Source organism: Thiocapsa rosea (genome assembly GCF_003634315.1).
Taxonomy (GTDB): Bacteria; Pseudomonadota; Gammaproteobacteria; order Chromatiales; family Chromatiaceae; genus Thiocapsa; species Thiocapsa rosea.
The window spans coordinates 2,853,221-2,869,845 of record NZ_RBXL01000001.1 but is presented as its reverse complement, the minus strand read 5'-3'; the positions used below and the strand labels follow the sequence as shown (position 1 = coordinate 2,869,845).

Annotated in this window: 14 protein-coding genes; 10 read left to right on the top strand and 4 right to left on the bottom strand. The window is 65.4% G+C overall.

Going from position 1 to position 16,625, the window contains the following annotated elements; translation table 11 throughout:
* The first annotated feature begins 23 nt into the window (after positions 1-23).
* From BDD21_RS12725 to BDD21_RS12710, 4 genes are all read left to right on the top strand, one after another.
* Entirely contained in the window at positions 24-779 is a 756-nt protein-coding gene (locus BDD21_RS12725; protein WP_120797482.1) for a Crp/Fnr family transcriptional regulator, read from the top strand.
* Positions 780-940: 161 nt separating this feature from the next.
* Positions 941-1,519, top strand: a complete 579-nt coding sequence (locus BDD21_RS12720; RefSeq protein ID WP_120799906.1) for a DUF302 domain-containing protein — start codon at positions 941-943, stop codon at positions 1,517-1,519.
* 148 nt (positions 1,520-1,667) lie between these two features.
* Complete coding sequence (locus BDD21_RS12715) at positions 1,668-2,624, top strand: permease (protein ID WP_120797481.1); 957 nt, start codon at positions 1,668-1,670, stop codon at positions 2,622-2,624.
* A 407-nt stretch (positions 2,625-3,031) separates the two neighbouring features.
* Positions 3,032-3,268, top strand: coding sequence for a thioredoxin family protein (locus tag BDD21_RS12710; RefSeq protein ID WP_120797480.1), 237 nt, complete (start codon positions 3,032-3,034; stop codon positions 3,266-3,268).
* 149 nt (positions 3,269-3,417) lie between these two features.
* On the opposite strand, the gene topA is transcribed toward BDD21_RS12710, so the two are convergent.
* The 4 genes from topA to BDD21_RS12690 all read right to left on the bottom strand — a co-directional run bounded on the left by topA (position 3,418) and on the right by BDD21_RS12690 (position 9,063).
* Positions 3,418-5,727 carry a type I DNA topoisomerase gene (topA, locus tag BDD21_RS12705; RefSeq protein ID WP_120797479.1) on the bottom strand — a complete coding sequence of 770 codons (2,310 nt, stop codon included), beginning with the start codon at positions 5,725-5,727 and terminating at the stop codon, positions 3,418-3,420.
* A 377-nt stretch (positions 5,728-6,104) separates the two neighbouring features.
* Entirely contained in the window at positions 6,105-6,581 is a 477-nt protein-coding gene (locus tag BDD21_RS12700; RefSeq protein ID WP_120797478.1) for a Smg family protein, read from the bottom strand.
* 87 nt (positions 6,582-6,668) lie between these two features.
* Positions 6,669-7,823 (bottom strand): DNA-processing protein DprA, encoded by a 1,155-nt coding sequence (dprA, locus tag BDD21_RS12695; protein ID WP_120797477.1) that lies wholly within the window; start codon positions 7,821-7,823, stop codon positions 6,669-6,671.
* A 16-nt stretch (positions 7,824-7,839) separates the two neighbouring features.
* Positions 7,840-9,063: a LysM peptidoglycan-binding domain-containing protein gene (locus BDD21_RS12690; RefSeq protein ID WP_120797476.1), complete on the bottom strand. Its 1,224-nt coding sequence runs from the start codon at positions 9,061-9,063 to the stop codon at positions 7,840-7,842.
* A gap of 234 nt (positions 9,064-9,297) precedes the next feature.
* Between BDD21_RS12690 and def the strand changes: the two genes are divergently transcribed.
* The 6 genes from def to BDD21_RS12660 all read left to right on the top strand — a co-directional run bounded on the left by def (position 9,298) and on the right by BDD21_RS12660 (position 16,493).
* Positions 9,298-9,834, top strand: coding sequence for a peptide deformylase (gene def / locus BDD21_RS12685; protein WP_120797475.1), 537 nt, complete (start codon positions 9,298-9,300; stop codon positions 9,832-9,834).
* Positions 9,835-10,030: 196 nt separating this feature from the next.
* Complete coding sequence (gene fmt, locus BDD21_RS12680; protein ID WP_120797474.1) at positions 10,031-10,996, top strand: methionyl-tRNA formyltransferase; 966 nt, start codon at positions 10,031-10,033, stop codon at positions 10,994-10,996.
* A complete protein-coding gene (rsmB, locus tag BDD21_RS12675) occupies positions 10,989-12,356 on the top strand; it encodes a 16S rRNA (cytosine(967)-C(5))-methyltransferase RsmB (protein WP_120797473.1) in 1,368 nt (455 codons plus the stop codon). Before fmt ends, rsmB begins: the two co-directional genes overlap by 8 nt.
* Entirely contained in the window at positions 12,353-12,943 is a 591-nt protein-coding gene (locus tag BDD21_RS12670; RefSeq protein ID WP_120797472.1) for a DUF4390 domain-containing protein, read from the top strand. Before rsmB ends, BDD21_RS12670 begins: the two co-directional genes overlap by 4 nt.
* On the top strand, positions 12,925-15,126 hold the full coding sequence (locus BDD21_RS12665) for a sensor histidine kinase (RefSeq protein WP_120797471.1): 2,202 nt from the start codon (positions 12,925-12,927) through the stop codon (positions 15,124-15,126). The genes BDD21_RS12670 and BDD21_RS12665 overlap by 19 nt, the downstream gene beginning before the upstream one ends.
* The gene (locus BDD21_RS12660) at positions 15,123-16,493 is read left to right on the top strand and encodes a sigma-54-dependent transcriptional regulator (RefSeq protein ID WP_120797470.1); all 1,371 of its coding nucleotides are present in this window, start codon (positions 15,123-15,125) and stop codon (positions 16,491-16,493) included. Before BDD21_RS12665 ends, BDD21_RS12660 begins: the two co-directional genes overlap by 4 nt.
* The last annotated feature ends 132 nt before the right edge of the window (positions 16,494-16,625 follow it).

The following is a 16,625-nucleotide window of genomic DNA, read 5'->3' as shown; positions in this document are numbered from 1 at the left end:
CCCTCGGTCGATAGACTTCAGCTATGAACGACATCGACCGCGCCTTCAATTTCCTGCCGTTCCTGCGCGACGTTCCTGCCTTTGCCGCACTCGGCGACGAGCCGGCCCGCTTCATCGCCGGCGGCAGTCAACTGCGCGTGGCGACACGGGGCCAGATCGTCTGCGAGAAGGGTAGCCGTCCGAGCGGTTTCCAGTGTCTTCTGGAGGGGCGGATCAAGCTCGCCGCACTCTCGCCGCTGGGGGCCGAGCGGGTGCTGGACATCCTCCAACCCGGCCGCGTCTTCGGAGTCGCGGCCATCCTGCTCGACGCGCCTTGCCCGGTCTTCGCCGAGTCGATCTGCGACAGCCGGATTCTCGTCGTCGGTCGCGACCGTATCCATGCGGCTATCGCCGAATGGCCCGAGGTCGCGGCCGTTATGCTCAAGCTGGTTGCCGAGGATGTCCATCGGCTCGTCCACGACCTGGAGGCATGCTGCCTGATGAGCGCGCGTCAGCGTCTGGCGGACTTCCTGCTCCAGCAGGGCCGCTGCAGCTCGGACGCTGTTGATCGCGCGGTTGTCGTCCTGCCGGCGGCCAAGGCGCTGGTTGCCTCCAACCTCAACATTACCGCCGAGACCTTCTCGCGCGAGCTTCATGAGCTGGCCCATCGCGGTCTCGTCGAGATCGAGCGACGGACGATTCTGATCCCCTCGCTGGATCGCCTGGCGGCCTTCGTGTTCGACGACCCGATGACCGGGCGGGAACCGGCCCAACTCAGCGCGGTGCCTGTGCCGAGCTGACATCGCCCGCGATCGGACGGCGAGCGGATCGCGGCGTCGCCCGAGACGCAAGGGATGGGTACAATCCCCGAGTCATGCCTCGACGGCGTGCGCAACCGCGCCGCAACATCACGGATCGAGCCGCTCGAGAGGCGGCCGACATCATCACAGGGGGATTTGCCGTGAAGATCGTTCGCAACCTGCTGGCCGTCATCGGCTTCTTGACCATTCTCGGCATCGGCGTTCTCTATTGGCGGGTCGCCCCGATCCTCGACGAATTCGACCCCGGGTTTACGGGCGTCTACGGCGAGTTCGCCTCGCGCCTGCTCACGACCGGCGATCCCGGCGTGGCCATGATGTGGGCGATCCCGGTCGAGGACGGGCTGAGCCCGGACGACGTCATCGAGTCCATGAAGAGCATCGCGGTCTCGCGCAACCTGCTCTTTGTCGGCGAATCGCCTTTCTACAAGCAGATCGAGGCGATCACGGGCGAGCCCTATCGCTACGTCAACTTCATCTCCTTTTGCGATGCGCAGGTCGGTCGACAGATGCTGGAGTATCGCAACGAGTACAGCGGCTTCATGCCCTGCCGCATCGCCCTGGTCGAGGACAAGGAGGGACGTCTGACGCTCTACAGCATGAACCTCGACATGATGATCCACGGCGGCCGGGAGCTTCCCGAGGAGCTCAAGGCATCCTCGCTGAAGGTCCGCGACACCATCCGGGCGATCATGGAGGGCGGTGCGGCCGGAGAGCTGTAATTTCCGGAGCCCGAATCACGAAGGCTGGAACCCCGGAGGCACGATGCGGAGAGCTGTTTTACGGCGGCTTGTGATATCGCGCAATTCAGATATACGGAAGATCGTATATAGTAGGCGCCATTGATCAAGGCCGCGGAGGCGCACTCAGGTGTTCGATACACTCGGCGATCTCGTTGTCTACCGTGTGCTGGGCATCGACCCGGCGAGCCATCTCGGGGCGGCGCTGCACTTCTTCGTCATGGACACGGCGAAGATCTTCTTCATGCTGGTCATCATCATCTATGTCATGGGGCTGTTCCGGGCGCTCCTCTCGCCCGAGCGCGTTCGCGCGTATGTGCGCGGTAAACCCAAATGGGCGGCGCGCTCGACCGCGGTCGGTCTGGGCGCGGTCACGCCGTTCTGCTCCTGCTCCTCGGTTCCGCTCTTCATCGGCTTCGTCGAGGCCGGCATCCCGCTCGGGGTCACCTTCTCGTTCCTGATCGCCAGCCCGATGATCAACGAGGTCGCGGTGGTCATCTTGCTCGGGCTCCTGGGTTGGGAGCTGACCTTCATGTATGTCGCCGCCGGGTTGACGGTCGCCTATGTCGGCGGTGTCGTCATGGAGCGCTTCAAGCCCGAGCGCTGGGTCGAACCCTACGTCTGGCAGATCCACATGGGCGAGCTGAAGATGCCCGAGCCGGACACTTCACTGATCGGTCGCCATCGCTATGCCGTGAGCGAGGTCCGCGAGATCCTGCGGCGTCTCTGGAAATGGGTGCTGCTGGGCATCGGCGTCGGCGCGCTCTTCCATGGCTATGTCCCGGAGGAATGGGTCGTCGAGCACCTGGGCGGCACCGACAACTGGCTGGCGGTCCCGGGGGCCGTGCTGCTCGGCATCCCGCTCTATTCCAACGCGACCGGGGTGATCCCGGTGGCCGAGGCCATGCTTGGGAAAGGGGTCGCGATCGGCACCACGCTGGCCTTCATGATGAGCATCGCCGCACTCTCGTTGCCCGAGATGATCATCCTGCGCAAGGTGATCCGCTGGCCCGGACTGGCACTCTATGCGAGCGTGCTGGCAGTCGCCTTCATCCTGGTGGGCTACGGCTTCAACCTGCTGGCGTAGAATGGAGACACGATGACCTTTGTCACGCGTCGGAAATAAGTCAAGCACCGAACCCAATCGTTGTCGTTGTCGTTGCCGTTGCCGTTGCCGTTGCCGTTGCCGTTGCCGTTGCCGTTGCCGTTGCCGTTGCCGTTGCCGTTGTCGTTGTCGTTGTCGTTGTCGTAATCGACAACAATTGTAGCGCTGTAGCTCGATCAAGCCCCGTAGGGTGGGCAAGCGCAGCGCAGTCCACCAGCGTCGGCGCGGGATTCGGCGGACTTCGCTCCCGCTCATCCACCCTACCGGGCAGGCTTATGACCGACGTCTCGATTACGATTACGATTACGACAACGACAACGACAACGACAACGACAAGGGTGGCGAAGGGACTTTTCCCGGAATCGGGACCAAGCTATACGAGAGCCGATATGAAAGAAGTCAAGATCTTGGGGTCAGGTTGTGCGAACTGTAAAGCCACCTACAAGGTGGTCGAAGAGGCCGCGAAGGCGAAGGGTGCCGAGATCGCCTTGGAGAAGGTCGAGGATCTCGGCCGCATCATGGGCTACGGGATCATGTCGACACCCGGCGTCGTCATCGATGGCCAGGTGGTGCATGCCGGCGGGGTTCCGGATCGCAAGACGGTGGAGGGATGGTTCAGCGGATGAGGTTCTGCGCCGGCCTCCAGCGGCCTCGGCGCAGGCAACGCCCGGAACCAGCCTCGAAGCCCGATCAAGACCGCCGCGGGTTGTGCTGACGACAGGACGCACGACACTGCGCCGGCGGTGTGTCGTGCCTCGCTCCGGCTCGGCGCCCCCTACGCCGACTCGGCCGTGTCCTCGGCCGGATCCTCCACAATCGCCTCGCGGAAACCGCACTCCTTTTGCGGGCACACCTTGGATGCGCCTTTGGTCTTTGTGGTCTTGATCGTCAAGACCGCCCAGCCGCACTTGGGGCAGGGCTCGGCGATCGGCTCGTCCCAGACGGCGTAGTCGCACTTGGGATAGGTCGAGCAGGAATAGAAGATCTTACCCTTGCGTGACTTTTTCTTCTGCAGCGTCCCCTTGGTGCATTTCGGGCAGGTGACGCCCGTATCCTCGGGCTTCTCCAGAGGCTCGATGTGTTTGCAGGTCGGGTAGGCGCTGCAGCCGATGAACTTGCCGTAACGCCCGCGCTTGATCTCGAGCGCGGAGTTGCAGAGCGGGCAGGTGCGGCCCTCGATCAGTTCCGGGGCATCCGCCTCGGCCTTGTCGGGGTTCAGATCGCGCGTGTAGTCGCACTCGGGATAGTGGGTGCAGCCGATGAAGCGCCCGTTGCGACCGAGCCGGATCGACAACTGACCGCCGCACTTGGGACAGGTCTCGTCGATGCGCTCCTGGGTGACATCGCTGCGCTTGACCGACGCCTCGGTGTGATCGACTCGCTCCTTGAAGGGCTTCCAGAATTGCTCGAGCAAGGGGATCCACTCGCCCTCGCCGCGCGAGACGGCATCCAGGTCGTCCTCGAGACGTGCGGTGAAATCGTAATCCACGTAGGACGTGAAGTATTCGGTCAGGAACCGGTTCACCACCCGCCCGACGTCGGTCGGCAGGAAGCGCTTGGTCTCCAGAACGACGTATTCGCGATCCTGAAGCGTGGAGATAATGGAGGCGTAGGTCGACGGACGGCCGATGCCGTATTCCTCCAGCGCCTTAACCAAGGACGCCTCGGAGTAACGCGGCGGCGGCTCGGTGAAATGCTGCTCGGGGCGGATGGCCAGCAGCTCCACCCGATCTCCGGCCTGCATCTCGGGGAGCATGCGCTCCTCGTCGTCGTCGGCGCTCTTGGCATCGTCGCGCCCTTCCAGATAGACGCTCATGAATCCTGGCTCGGCGACCGTGGAGCCGGTCGCACGGAAGAGATTGCCCTCTCCGGCGCTCAGCGAGATCGCGACCTGGTTGATGAGCGCATGGGCCATCTGGCAGGCCAGGGTCCGCTTCCAGATCAGCTCGTAGAGCTTGAACTGATCGGCGCTGAGATGGGCGCGGATCTCCTTGGGGACTTGATAGACCGAGGTGGGGCGAATCGCCTCGTGGGCCTCTTGGGCGTTCTTGGCCTTGGTCTTGTAGAACCTCGGTTGCTCGGGCAGATGATCGGCGCTGTAGCGTTCCGTGACATAGGCGCGAATCTCGTCCAACGCCTCTTGGGCGAGATTCACCGAGTCGGTGCGCATGTAGCTGATGAGCCCGATCGGCCCGCCGCCGACATCCACACCCTCGTAGAGCTGCTGGGCCACGCGCATGGTGCGCTGGGCCGTGAAGCCGAGCTTGCGCGCGGCCTCCTGCTGGAGTGTGGAGGTGATGAAAGGCGGCGCGGGGTTGCGCTTGCGCTGCTTGCGCTCGACCTCCTCCACCTTGAGCGTGCCGGCGGCGGCCCGCTCGAGTGTCTCGTGAATGGTCGCGGCGCGCTCTCCGTCGACGACGGTGAACTGCTCGACCTTTTCGCCTTCGAATTCGACCAGCTTCGCGGTGAAGCGACGTGCGTCTTTGGCGGCATCCGCCTCGATCGACCAATACTCTTGGCGGACGAACGCCTCGATCTCGTCCTCGCGTTCGCAGATCAGACGCAGGGCCGGGCTCTGCACACGCCCGGCGGAGAGACCGCGCCGGATCTTCTTCCACAGCAGCGGCGAGAGATTGAAGCCGACCAGATAATCCAGCGCACGACGCGCCTGCTGGGCGTTGACCAAGTCGTAGGATAGCTCGCGCGGGTTGGCGACCGCCTCCTGCACCGCCCGCTTGGTGATCTCGTTGAAGACGACCCGGAACACCGGGCGCTTGCCGATCTGGCGGCGGCTCTTCAGCAGCTCGTAGAGATGCCAGGAGATCGCCTCGCCTTCGCGGTCCGGGTCGGTCGCGAGATAGAGTGCGTCGGCCCCCTTGAGCTTCTTGGCGATCGCCTGAACGTGCTTCTCGTTGCGATCGATGATCTGGTACTTCATCGCGAAGCCGTTCTCGGTATCGACCGCGCCCTCCTTGGGCACCAGGTCACGGACATGGCCATAGGAGGCGATCACCTCGAAGTCGGGTCCGAGGTACTTCTCGATGGTCTTGGCCTTGGCCGGAGATTCGACGATAACGAGATTCATGATGTCTGCAAGCGATACGGAAGCGAACGATTCGGGGTCTCTAGGGTAAACCCGGTTCGCATCGGCGCGTCAAGGGGAGTCGAAGAGATGGTCGGCGCCGAGAGCGGCCGTCCCACATGATTTCGGCAACGGAGGTTGTGCCGATCTTTGCGAGGCACAACCAGCCACGGCGCTTTTTGCCATGGTTGTCGATTACGACAACGACAACGACAACGACAACGATTGGATTCGGCGCTCGATTTCGTTTCTGATGGGTTACTGAGAAATCATCGTCTTATAAAAACTTGAAACGCGTCGACTCCAACGCCTGCTTGATCGTGAGACGCCGCGCCGACTCGACAAGGCAGCAGGTCATGCCTGACGCGGTTCGATGCGATTCAATGGAGGTAGACCGGCTCGTCGTTGTACACCAGATCCTCCATCTGCGAGAAGGCATCTTCGCGACCGGGGCGATTCATCAGGACCAGCAGGACGACCCACTTGACCTCGTCGAGCCCGACCAAGGCGTGATCGATCGCGAGCAGGCGGTCGATCACCAGCTCGCGGCTGACGGGGTCCAGAATCCCGTTCTGCTCCAAAAACAGCAGCAGGCCGCGTGCCTCGACATCCAGCTTGCTCGACTCAACCTCGTTGTAGACACGGATGGAGCCGAGGGTATGGGCGTGATACTGCGGCACATCCACACCCGCCGCCAGCTCGTCGAGCCACAGCAATGCCTTTTCGATCTCGGTCGGGGTGAAGCCGGCCTGAGCGAGCTCGTCCTCCAGCGCACCTTGATCGGCCGGGGGCTGACCCTCGCCGTCCATGTAGTTCTCGTAGAGATAGATCAGCACATCGACCATGTTTTCGTACATCAGCCAACCTCGTGGGCGGCGTCAGCCCGAGAGCTGACGGGAGCGGACGTCACCTGTGCTCCGTTCGGGACACCCGGACGTCTCCGCTTAAGAACCGAGCCGGCAAAAGCGGCCTCCAGGGGCCGATGATACATGACCCTCCAGCTCCAGGACCAACAACATGGACGAGACCTCCCGGGCCGAGCGGCCGCTGCTGGCGATCAGCTCGTCGGGCGCCACGGGATCGAATCCCATCGCATCGAGTAAGGCGCGATAGTCCGCATCGAGCGCCGCGGCCCCGCCTCGAACGGCCGCTGAGGAGGCCTCGTCGGATGCCGCAGACACCTCGCCGGGCCAGGCCGCGAGCAGGTTGCGCAGCATCGGGGCCAGCTCGAGGAGGATCTCGCCGGGATCCTCGACCAGCTTGGCGCCGTCGCGAATCAGGGCGTGGCTGCCGCGCGACAGGGGATTGCGGATGGAGCCGGGTACGGCGAAGACGTCGCGGCCTTGCTCGAGCGCGAAGCGTGCCGTGATCAAGGAGCCGCTCTTGAGCGCCGCCTCGGTGACCAGGACACCGACGGAGAGTCCGCTGATGATCCGGTTGCGCCGCGGAAAATTCCGCGCCGACGGCCCCTGACCGGGCGGAAACTCGCTGACCAGCGCACCGCGCTCGGCGACGCGTCGGGCCAGATCGCGATGGGTCGCGGGGTAGACCAGATCCGGACCCGTGCCGAGAACGGCGATGGTCCGTCCCGTCTCCAGCGCGCCGGCGTGCGCGGCACCATCGACACCGAGCGCCAAGCCGCTGGTGATCAGCAGGCCGTCGGCGGCGAGCCGCCGGGCAAAGTCGCGGGTGATCTCGAGGCCCGACGGGGTTGGATTGCGGCTGCCGACCACCGCGATCTGCGGCTCGCCGAGCAGCTCGGGATCGCCGCGCACGTACAGCAGCAGCGGGGGATCCGGGATCTCGGCGAGCAGAGACGGATAGCGCGGATCGGCGCGCGTCAGCACGAAGGCGTCGGGTTGCTCGGCCCAGGCGAGGATGCGCTCGAGCGCCGCGACGTCGGGCTGTTTGAGCGCGGCGATCGCCTCGGACGCGATCCCGGCTGCAGCGAGATCCTGTCGCGATGCCTCCGCGACCGCCCGCGGCGTGCCGTAGCGTTCGAGCAATCGGGTCGCCGTGCGCGATCCGATACCCGGGGCGGAGATGAGGACGATCCAGTCCGCAACCGAGTCCGCAACCGAGTCCGAGGAGGCGGTCAAGAGGCGCTCGAACCCGTCATCGGGTTGGAGGAGGGGCGACCCGATCGCCGACGCTCATGGCCCGGTCGGCATTGAGCACGAGCGCGAAGCTCACGCGATCGAAGCTTCGGAAGACCATCAGCAGACCGGCGCGTTGCATCGGGCGGATATAGGTCGCGCGATCGCGACCGATGTCTGCGTGCAAAGGGATGGGTGCGCTCGAGCCCGTCGGACTCTCGCTCCAGCCCTTCACCGAATACTCGTTGCCGAGCCAGAAGGCACCGGTCAGGGGTCCATCGCTCTTCCAGTTCCAATTCACGCCGCCGTCGCGGACCCTGTCGCGCACCTCCTCCCCGCCGCGAAAGACCTCCAAGACGTGGCCGGGCTGCAGCCGGTCGTGCGATCCTCGGTTGATGGTCACGATGTCGTACTGACCGATCTGGGAGATTCCGTTCATCACCGAGAGGATCTGTCCGCGCATGCCGGCCGGCGCCGGACGCGGGAAGAAGTTCTCCAGAGGCGCCTCGAGCGAGGCCGGGATGACGCGATCGCCGATCGCAACCTCGCGGTCGGATCGCATGACCCGCAGGATCGCGGGATCCCCGACGCGCTCGAGCACGGCATTGGCCACGAAGGTGGCCTCGTAGCCGAGGATGCGGTTGGTGTCCGGGTCGCGCAGCGCATCGCCGGGGCGCAGGATCTCGAACTCGCTGACCGCGGTCGTATCGATGCGACGCACGAAGACGTCGTCCGACGGCGCGGCGACGGTGCGATCGTCGGCAAAACCCACGACATAGGGTGCGCGTTTGATCGCGTCGGACTCCGCCACCCAGGGCTGAGTCAGGAAGGGCGCGATCGAGGCGACGGGGATCATCGGCACCGGTGCCTCGAGTGCGCTGACCCGCACCCGCGGACTCAAACGCACGACGCGCATCTCGCCGCTCGCGCCGGCGGCGGTGTCGCGCACGACCCGCGGCCGGCCGTCGACATGAACCAGACGCAGCCGTTCTCCCGGGTAGATGAGATCGGGATTGCCCTGATCGTCGTTGGCCTGCCAGATCTCGGGCCAAAGCCAGGGGTCGCGCAGATAACGCCCGGCGATCGACCAGAGCGTATCGCCGGGGCGCACCTCGTAGACCTCGGGTGCACCCTCGGCAAGCTCGAGCGCACGCACGGCCGTTGCCGGGGTCATCGCGACCAAACCGACCAGGACGCCGAAAAACAGGTTTCCGAGGGTATAGCGAAGGGTCAAAACACGCATCGGACCTCCCGGATGCTCGAAACGGATTCACCCGGCCCCATTTCGAGGTGTAGTATTCATGGGATACTAGCGCATGCGGCCCGACCCCATCTACTCGGCTCCCGACTCGACACCTCTCTTGCCGGTCGCTCGAGGGACGAGATCCCCCGAAATCCACGAGAGACGTATTCACGCAACGTCGAGATCCGGCGAGAGCCGAGATCCCCGAGAACAGATTTTCCAGACGACATCCCGATGGCAAAGCTCGATATCCTGACCTTCCCGGACCCAAGACTCCGCCGCAAGGCGATTCCGGTCGCACGCGTCGATGCCGACATCGTGCGGCTGGTCGACGACATGCTCGAGACCATGTATGCCGCACCCGGCATCGGCTTGGCCGCCATCCAGGTCAATGTGCCGCGCCGGGTCGTGGTGATCGACGTCTCGGAGAACCACGATACGCCGATCTGCTTGATCAATCCGGAGATCCTCGCGCGCGAGGGCGAAGAGCAGATGGACGAAGGCTGCCTCTCCGTGCCCGGCTTCTTCGAGACGGTCAAGCGCGCGGAGCGGGTTCGGGTCCAGGCGCTGAATCGCGAAGGCGAGTCCTTCACGCTCGACGCCGACGGCCTGCTTGCGGTCTGTATCCAACACGAGATCGATCATCTCGACGGCAAGCTCTTCGTCGACCACATCTCGATGCTCAAGCGCCAACGCATTCGCCGCAAGCTCGAAAAGGAGCAGCGCCAAGCCGCAAGCGACGCGCCCGAGCAACGTCGAGGTGTGTTGTGACCCGGATCGCAACGGTAGCCGGGCCAAGTGCCGCAGGTTGGACAAGCGCCGTAGGGTGGACAAGCGACGCGCAGTCCACCGCCGTCGGCGCGGGATTCGGTGGACTGCGCTCTCGCGCGTCCACACTACCAAGCGCGTCCACCCGACCGTCCGGTCTTAAGGCGCAGGCCGCCGCTCCGAAAGGCGATCGGGCGCGATGACCCCCCTGAGCATCATCTTCGCAGGAACGCCCGACTTCGCCGTTCCGACCCTTGCCGCGCTCCTCGACGCGCCGGTTGCGGATCCGCGACGCCCGCCGCTGGAGGTCGTTGCCGTCTACACCCAACCGGACCGACCGGCCGGACGTGGTCGACAGCTTCAGGCAAGCCCGGTGAAGGCGCTCGCCCTGAAGCGCGGCCTGCCGGTGATCCAGCCCGAGAGCCTCAAGAAGGATCCCGACGCGGTCGCGCGTCTTGGCGCCTTCGAGGCCGATTTGATGGTGGTCGTGGCCTACGGGCTGCTTCTGCCGGTGTCCGTGTTGGAAGCACCCCGCTTGGGCTGCGTGAACGTCCATGCCTCGCTCCTGCCGCGTTGGCGCGGCGCGGCGCCGATTCAGCGCGCGTTGCTGGCCGGCGACACCGAGACCGGTGTCTGCATCATGCAGATGGAGGCCGGGCTGGATACCGGCCCCGTCTATCACCGCGTGACCACACCGATCGGAGCGCGCGACACCGGCGCGGATCTGCATGAGCGACTCGCCGCGCTGGGCGCGGGTGCGCTGATCGATGCCTTGCCCGGCATCGCCGACGGATCGCTGATTCCCGAGCCGCAAGCCGAGGATGAGGTCACCTACGCACACAAACTGACAAAGGACGAGGCCATCATCGACTGGCACCAACCCGCCGAGATCATCGGACGCATGATCCGCGCCTACAACCCTTGGCCTGTCGCGCAGACGCGCCTCGACACCGAGACCCTGCGGGTCTGGGACGCCGAGATCGACCCCGACCGTGAAACACAGGCCGCGCCCGGGAGCGTGATCGGCGCCGGCAAATCGGGCATCGAGGTCGCCGCCGGCCGAGGGATCGTACGCATCGTCCGTCTCCAGCCACCCGGCAAACGGGCGATGGCGGCCGCCGATTTCCTCAACGCACGTTCGATGGACGGCGTTCGGCTTGGCTGAGCGCCGGCCGCAGGCCCCCGCCGGCGCGACAGGCCCGGCAAGACATCCCGTCGGCGCTGAATCCCGTGCGGCCGCCGCACTCGCACTCTTCGGCGTGCGCGGTCGTGGTCAGTCGCTCACGCGCGTGCTCGAGAACACCCGACTCGCCTCGCAGGCGCCCGCCGAGCGCGCCCTCACCCAAGAGATGGTCTACGGCGCGCTGCGCACCCTGCCGCGCCTGGAGGCACTGGTCGCGCGTCTGCTCAATCACCCGGTCAAGCCCGCGGACAAGGATCTCGAATCGCTGATCCTGATCGGCCTGTATCAGCTCATCGCGATGGACACGCCGGACCACGCCGCGGTCGCCGCCACGGTCGAGGCCAGTCGACTCATCGGCAAGCCCGACAAGGCGGCCTTGGTGAACGCACTGCTGCGTCGCTTTCTGCGCGAGCGCGAGACCCTCCTGGCCGAGGTCGATCAAGAGCCGGCCGTGCGTTGGCTCTTTCCCGAGTGGCTGCTCGATCGCCTGCGCGAGAACTGGCCGGAGGATTGGGAGCAGATCGTGCGGACCAGCAATGGCCGGGCGCCCATGAGTCTGCGCGTGAACCGCACCCGGACCGACCGGCGCGCCTATCTCGGCACGCTCGCTGCCGCCGGCATCACGGCGCGGCCCATCCCGGGCTGCGACATGGGCCTGACGCTCGATCAGCCGCGCCCGACCCATGAGCTGCCCGGCTTCGCGGAAGGCCTGGTTTCGGTGCAGGACGGCGGCGCCCAGCTGGCGGCCGATCTGCTGGATGCGCAGCCGGGACAGCGCGTCCTGGACGCCTGCGCAGCACCCGGCGGCAAGACCGCCGGCATCCTGGAACGTGCCGAGAACCGGCTCGATCTGCTGGCGATCGACAACGCCCCGACACGGCTCAAACCGATCCGCGACACGCTCGCGCGCCTGGGCCTGAGCGCCGAGGTCGCACTCGGCGACGCGGCCGAGCCCAGAGGCAGTTGGACCGCCCGGCCCTTCGATCGCATCCTGCTCGATGTCCCCTGCTCGGCCACCGGCGTGATCCGTCGCCATCCCGACATCAAATGGCTGCGACGCAACGCGGACATCCCGGCGTTGTGCGCCTTGCAGGATCGGATCCTGGAGGCAGCCTGGCCGTTGCTCGCCCCGGGCGGGCGGCTGCTGTATGCGACCTGCTCCCTGATCGCGGACGAGAACCAGCACCGCATCGCCGCCTTCCTGCAGCGCCATCCGGATGCGCGCGAGTGTGCGATCACGGCGACCCGGGGCCGCGCGCTCTCGCACGGCGTCCAGCTGCTTCCGCAGGACGGGGCGAACGACGGCTTCTATTTCGCGTTGATCGAACGACCGGTGTCATGACCCGGCAGCCCGCTGACCACTCGGGGAGATTGTTTCTGGCTGCGTTGCTTCTCGTGCCCGTGCTCTTGCTGGTGAGCGTCGAGGCGGGCGCGGCCAAGGACGGACTGCAGGTCGAGCAGGTCGAGACGCGACTCGTCGACGACATGTTTTTCATGAACGCCTTGCTGGACTACCGTTTCAGCGCCGAGGCGCTCGAAGCGCTCGAGAACGGCGTGCCGCTGACCATCCTGGTGCAGATTCAGGTCCGCCGGGTCGGGGCCTGGCTCTGGGAGGACAGCCGGGTCGATCTGCAGCTGCGCTACGCCATCCGCTACAAGCCGCTCTCGGAGCGCTACGAGGTCTACCGACTGCCCGGCACCGAGGGCCGCAGCTTCGTCAGCCGTGATGCGGCGATTCGCGCGCTCGGCGAGATCGCCGATCTGTCGTTGATCGGCGCGTCGAGTCTCGACGAGGACACGCACTACGAGGTCCACATCCGGGCCTCGCTCGACATCGAAGAGCTGCCGCTTCCGCTGCGTCCGATGGCTTACCTGAAACCGTCCTGGAAACTCTCCAGCGGGTGGAGCAAGTGGCCTTTAACGCCTTAGCACGTCTGCGCGGACTCGGCACCTTGCCGGTCGCGGCATTGATCCTGGCGCTCTTCGTCGTTCTGGTGCTGATGCGCGATGCGGTGGAGAACTCCGAGACCCTGAGCCGCGCCTTCGTGCCGCTGCTCTCGGTGGTGTTGGCCGGTCTGGGCGCGCTCGCCATCCTGGTCATCGTCAACATCGTGAAGCTGGTTCGCCGCTATCGCCGGCAGGCCGCCGGCTCACGCCTGACCGGGCGGATCCTGGTGCTCTTCGTGCTGGTCTCGCTGCTGCCCGTGGGCGTGGTCTATTACTTCTCCCTCGGGTTCCTGCTGCGCGGGATCGACAGCTGGTTTGACGTGGAAATCGGCCAGGCCATGCAGGACGCGCTGGTCTTGAATCAGGCCTCGCTCGATCTCAACCAGCGGGTCCTTGCGCGGTACACCGAGCAGCTCATCGCCGGGATCGAAGATCGCTCCTCGACCGCCATCGCGCTCAGTCTGAACAATCTGCGGCGTCAGGCCGGTGCCATCGAGCTGACCGTCTACGCCGACGGCGGTCAGGTGCTCGGCAACGCCAACGAGGATCCGACCCAGTTGGTTCCGAATCAGGCCGAGCGCGAGATCCAGCAAAGCGTGCGCGCCGGCAACAACTATGTCGGTCTGGAAAGCGACCTCAACGGCGAGCTGATCGTGCGGGTATTGGTGCAGGATCCGCGCGGACGGGGGATGCAGATGCAGGCGATCTTCCCGACCTCGGCGCGCATCACCGAGCTGTCCGAACGCCTGGAGGACGCCTACAATCGCTACACAGAGCTGGCGTATCTGCGCCAGTCATTGAAGCTGAGCTTCTCCCTGACCCTGTCGTTGGTGCTCCTGTTCGGCGTGATGGCCGCGGTGATCGCCGCCTTTCATATCGCTCGACGTCTCGTCGCGCCGGTGGCGGACATCGCCCGCGGCACCAGCGCGATCGCAGAGGGCGACTACGAGCAACAGCTCCCGCTGCCCAAGCACGACGACGAACTCGCCTTCCTGGTCGCCTCCTTCAATGCGATGACGCGACGGATCGCCCGGGCACGGGATGCCGCGAACCGCAGCCAACAGGCGGTGGAGACCCAACGCAACTATCTGGAAACGGTCCTGGGGCGACTGTCGTCCGGGGTCATCGCCTTGGATGCCGATCAGCGGCTGCGGACATCCAACCCCGCGGCGCGTCAGATCCTGTCGCTCACCTTCGCCGAGGACGAGCAGCCGGAGCTCTCGCGCGTGGAGCGCGAGCTGCCCTGGCTCACACCCTGGACCGAGACCGTGCGCGGCCATATCCTCGCCGGGGTGGATTGGCGCGCAGAGATCGAGCTCGATCGCGGCGAGACGCGACAGACCCTGATGTGCCGCGGCAGCCCCTTGCCGCTCTCGGACAACGAGCAGCGGGGTCACGTGGTGGTCTTCGACGACATCACCTCCCTGATCACCGCACAGCGCAACGCGGCCTGGGGCGAGGTGGCCCGGCGGCTGGCCCACGAGATCAAGAACCCCTTGACGCCGATCCAGCTCTCTGCGGAGCGCCTGCGCCATAAGCTGCTCGCCAAGGCCGACGAGGCGGATGCAAAGATCATCGATCGCTCGACCCGGACGATCGTCCAGCAGGTCGAGGCGATGAAGGCCATGGTGAACGACTTCTCCGACTATGCCCGGACACCGCATATCCGCGCCGAGCCCCTGGAGCTCGACCGGCTCGCCCAAGAGGTGCTCGACCTGTATCGCAGCGCCGGCACGAGCGCGCTCGAGGTCGCTTTGGGTGCGCCGGGGGTCGAGGTCCGCGGCGACCCGTTGCGCTTGCGTCAAGTGGTTCATAATCTGATCAAGAACGCGCAGGAGGCGATGGACGGACGCCCCGACGCACGCATCGCCGTGACGACGCGCGTCGTACGCGTGAACGGCACACCGCTCGTCGAGTTGGAGGTGGCCGACAACGGGCCCGGGTTCGAGGAGCGCCTCTTCGAACGCCTCTTCGAGCCCTACGTCACCACAAAATCAAAAGGAACCGGTCTCGGCTTGGCCATCGTCAAGAAGATCGTCGAAGAGCACCGCGGTATCATCAAGGTCGAGAATACAGGTCAAGGCGCGTTGATTCGGATCCGCCTGCCGATCCGGCAGGGGACCAAGCACGCGACCCAAGGCCGAGAACAGGACGAAAAGCTATGAGTGCAACGCACGTCTTGGTCGTCGACGACGAGCCCGACATCCGCGGTCTCGTGCAGGAGATCCTGGAGGACGAGGGCTATGCGGTGGCGAGCGCGGAGAACGGCGAATCCGCCCGGCATGCGCTGCGCGAGCGCCGTCCGGATCTGATCCTGCTCGACATCTGGATGCCCGATCTGGACGGCATCACGCTGCTGCGCGAGTGGTCGGAGGAGGAAGACGGTCTGCCCTGCCCGGTCATCATGATGTCCGGTCACGGCACCGTGGAGACGGCCGTAGAGGCGACCCGGCTCGGCGCCTACGACTTTCTCGAAAAACCGCTCTCGATGGCCAAGCTGCTGCTCACCGTGGAGCGGGCACTCGAGGCCGACAAGCTCCAGAAGGAGAACATCGGTCTCAAACGCCGCGCGCCCCAGGTGCACGAGCCGGTCGGGCGCAGCGCGACCCTGCAACGGCTGCGCGAGCAGGTCAAACGCATCGCCCAGCACGACACCTGGGTGCTGATCACCGGGGACGCCGGCAGCGGTCGGGAGACCTTCGCGCGTTATCTGCATTCACAGAGCGCACGCCGCGAGCGCCCCTTTGTCGATCTGAGCGTCTCCACACTCGCCGGGGGCAATGCCGCACGCGAGCTCTTCGGGACCGAAGACGGCGAGCACACCCATTACGGGAATCTGGAAAAGGCCGCGGGCGGGACCTTGCTGCTCGACGAGGTCGCCGACATGGAGCTGGATGCGCAAGCCAAGCTGCTCGGTGCGCTCGACACCGGATCCTTCATCCGCGTCGGCGGCGCCGAGCCGGTGCGCATCGACGTGCGGATCATCGCCGCGACCCAGCGCAATCTCGAAGAGGAGGTGCGTGCCGGGCGGTTCCGCGAGGATCTCTTCTACCACCTGAACGTCGTCCCGCTGAACATCCCGCCGCTGCGCGACCACGCCGAGGATGTCACCGATCTGCTGAACTTCTATCTCGACTATTTTGCGACCCACGAGAAGCTGCCCTACCGCCGTTTCAGCGTGGGTGCGCAAAATTATCTGCGCAACTACACCTGGCCCGGCAACGTGCGCGAGCTCAAGAACCTGGTTCAGCGGGTGCTGATCTTGGGCGCCGGCGACGAGATCAGTCAGAAAGAGGTCGAATCCGCACTCGGCGCACCGCCGCCTTCACAAGGGCAGGCACTGGAGGGGCTGGTCTCCTTCGATCAGCCGCTGCGTCAGGCGCGCGAGCAGTTCGAAAAGGCCTACCTCGACTATCAGCTCGAAAAGCACACCGGCAACGTCAGCAAGATGGCGAAGGAGGCCGGGATGGAGCGCACGCATCTGTACCGCAAGCTCCGTTCGCTGGGGATCGAAATCAAGGAGCGGCGTTGAAGTGCGTCAGGCGGGGCATGTCGAGGTCGGCACCTGCAACATCGATCCGGCGTACCTGCAGACCTTGGCACTGACGCACTTCAAGTATTTAATTTTTATTATTTTAAACCGCGTCGCGCCAATCGCTGCGTG

Bases quoted from the DNA above. Each gene is read 5' to 3' on its own strand.
- BDD21_RS12725 (WP_120797482.1), top strand. From the start codon at position 24: ATGAACGACATCGACCGCGCCTTCAATTTCCTGCCGTTCCTGCGCGAC.
- BDD21_RS12710 (WP_120797480.1), top strand. From the start codon at position 3,032: ATGAAAGAAGTCAAGATCTTGGGGTCAGGTTGTGCGAACTGTAAAGCC.
- topA (WP_120797479.1), bottom strand. From the start codon at position 5,727: ATGAATCTCGTTATCGTCGAATCTCCGGCCAAGGCCAAGACCATCGAG.
- BDD21_RS12700 (WP_120797478.1), bottom strand. From the start codon at position 6,581: ATGTACGAAAACATGGTCGATGTGCTGATCTATCTCTACGAGAACTAC.
- BDD21_RS12690 (WP_120797476.1), bottom strand. From the start codon at position 9,063: ATGCGTGTTTTGACCCTTCGCTATACCCTCGGAAACCTGTTTTTCGGC.
- def (WP_120797475.1), top strand. From the start codon at position 9,298: ATGGCAAAGCTCGATATCCTGACCTTCCCGGACCCAAGACTCCGCCGC.
- fmt (WP_120797474.1), top strand. From the start codon at position 10,031: ATGACCCCCCTGAGCATCATCTTCGCAGGAACGCCCGACTTCGCCGTT.
- BDD21_RS12670 (WP_120797472.1), top strand. From the start codon at position 12,353: ATGACCCGGCAGCCCGCTGACCACTCGGGGAGATTGTTTCTGGCTGCG.
- BDD21_RS12660 (WP_120797470.1), top strand. From the start codon at position 15,123: ATGAGTGCAACGCACGTCTTGGTCGTCGACGACGAGCCCGACATCCGC.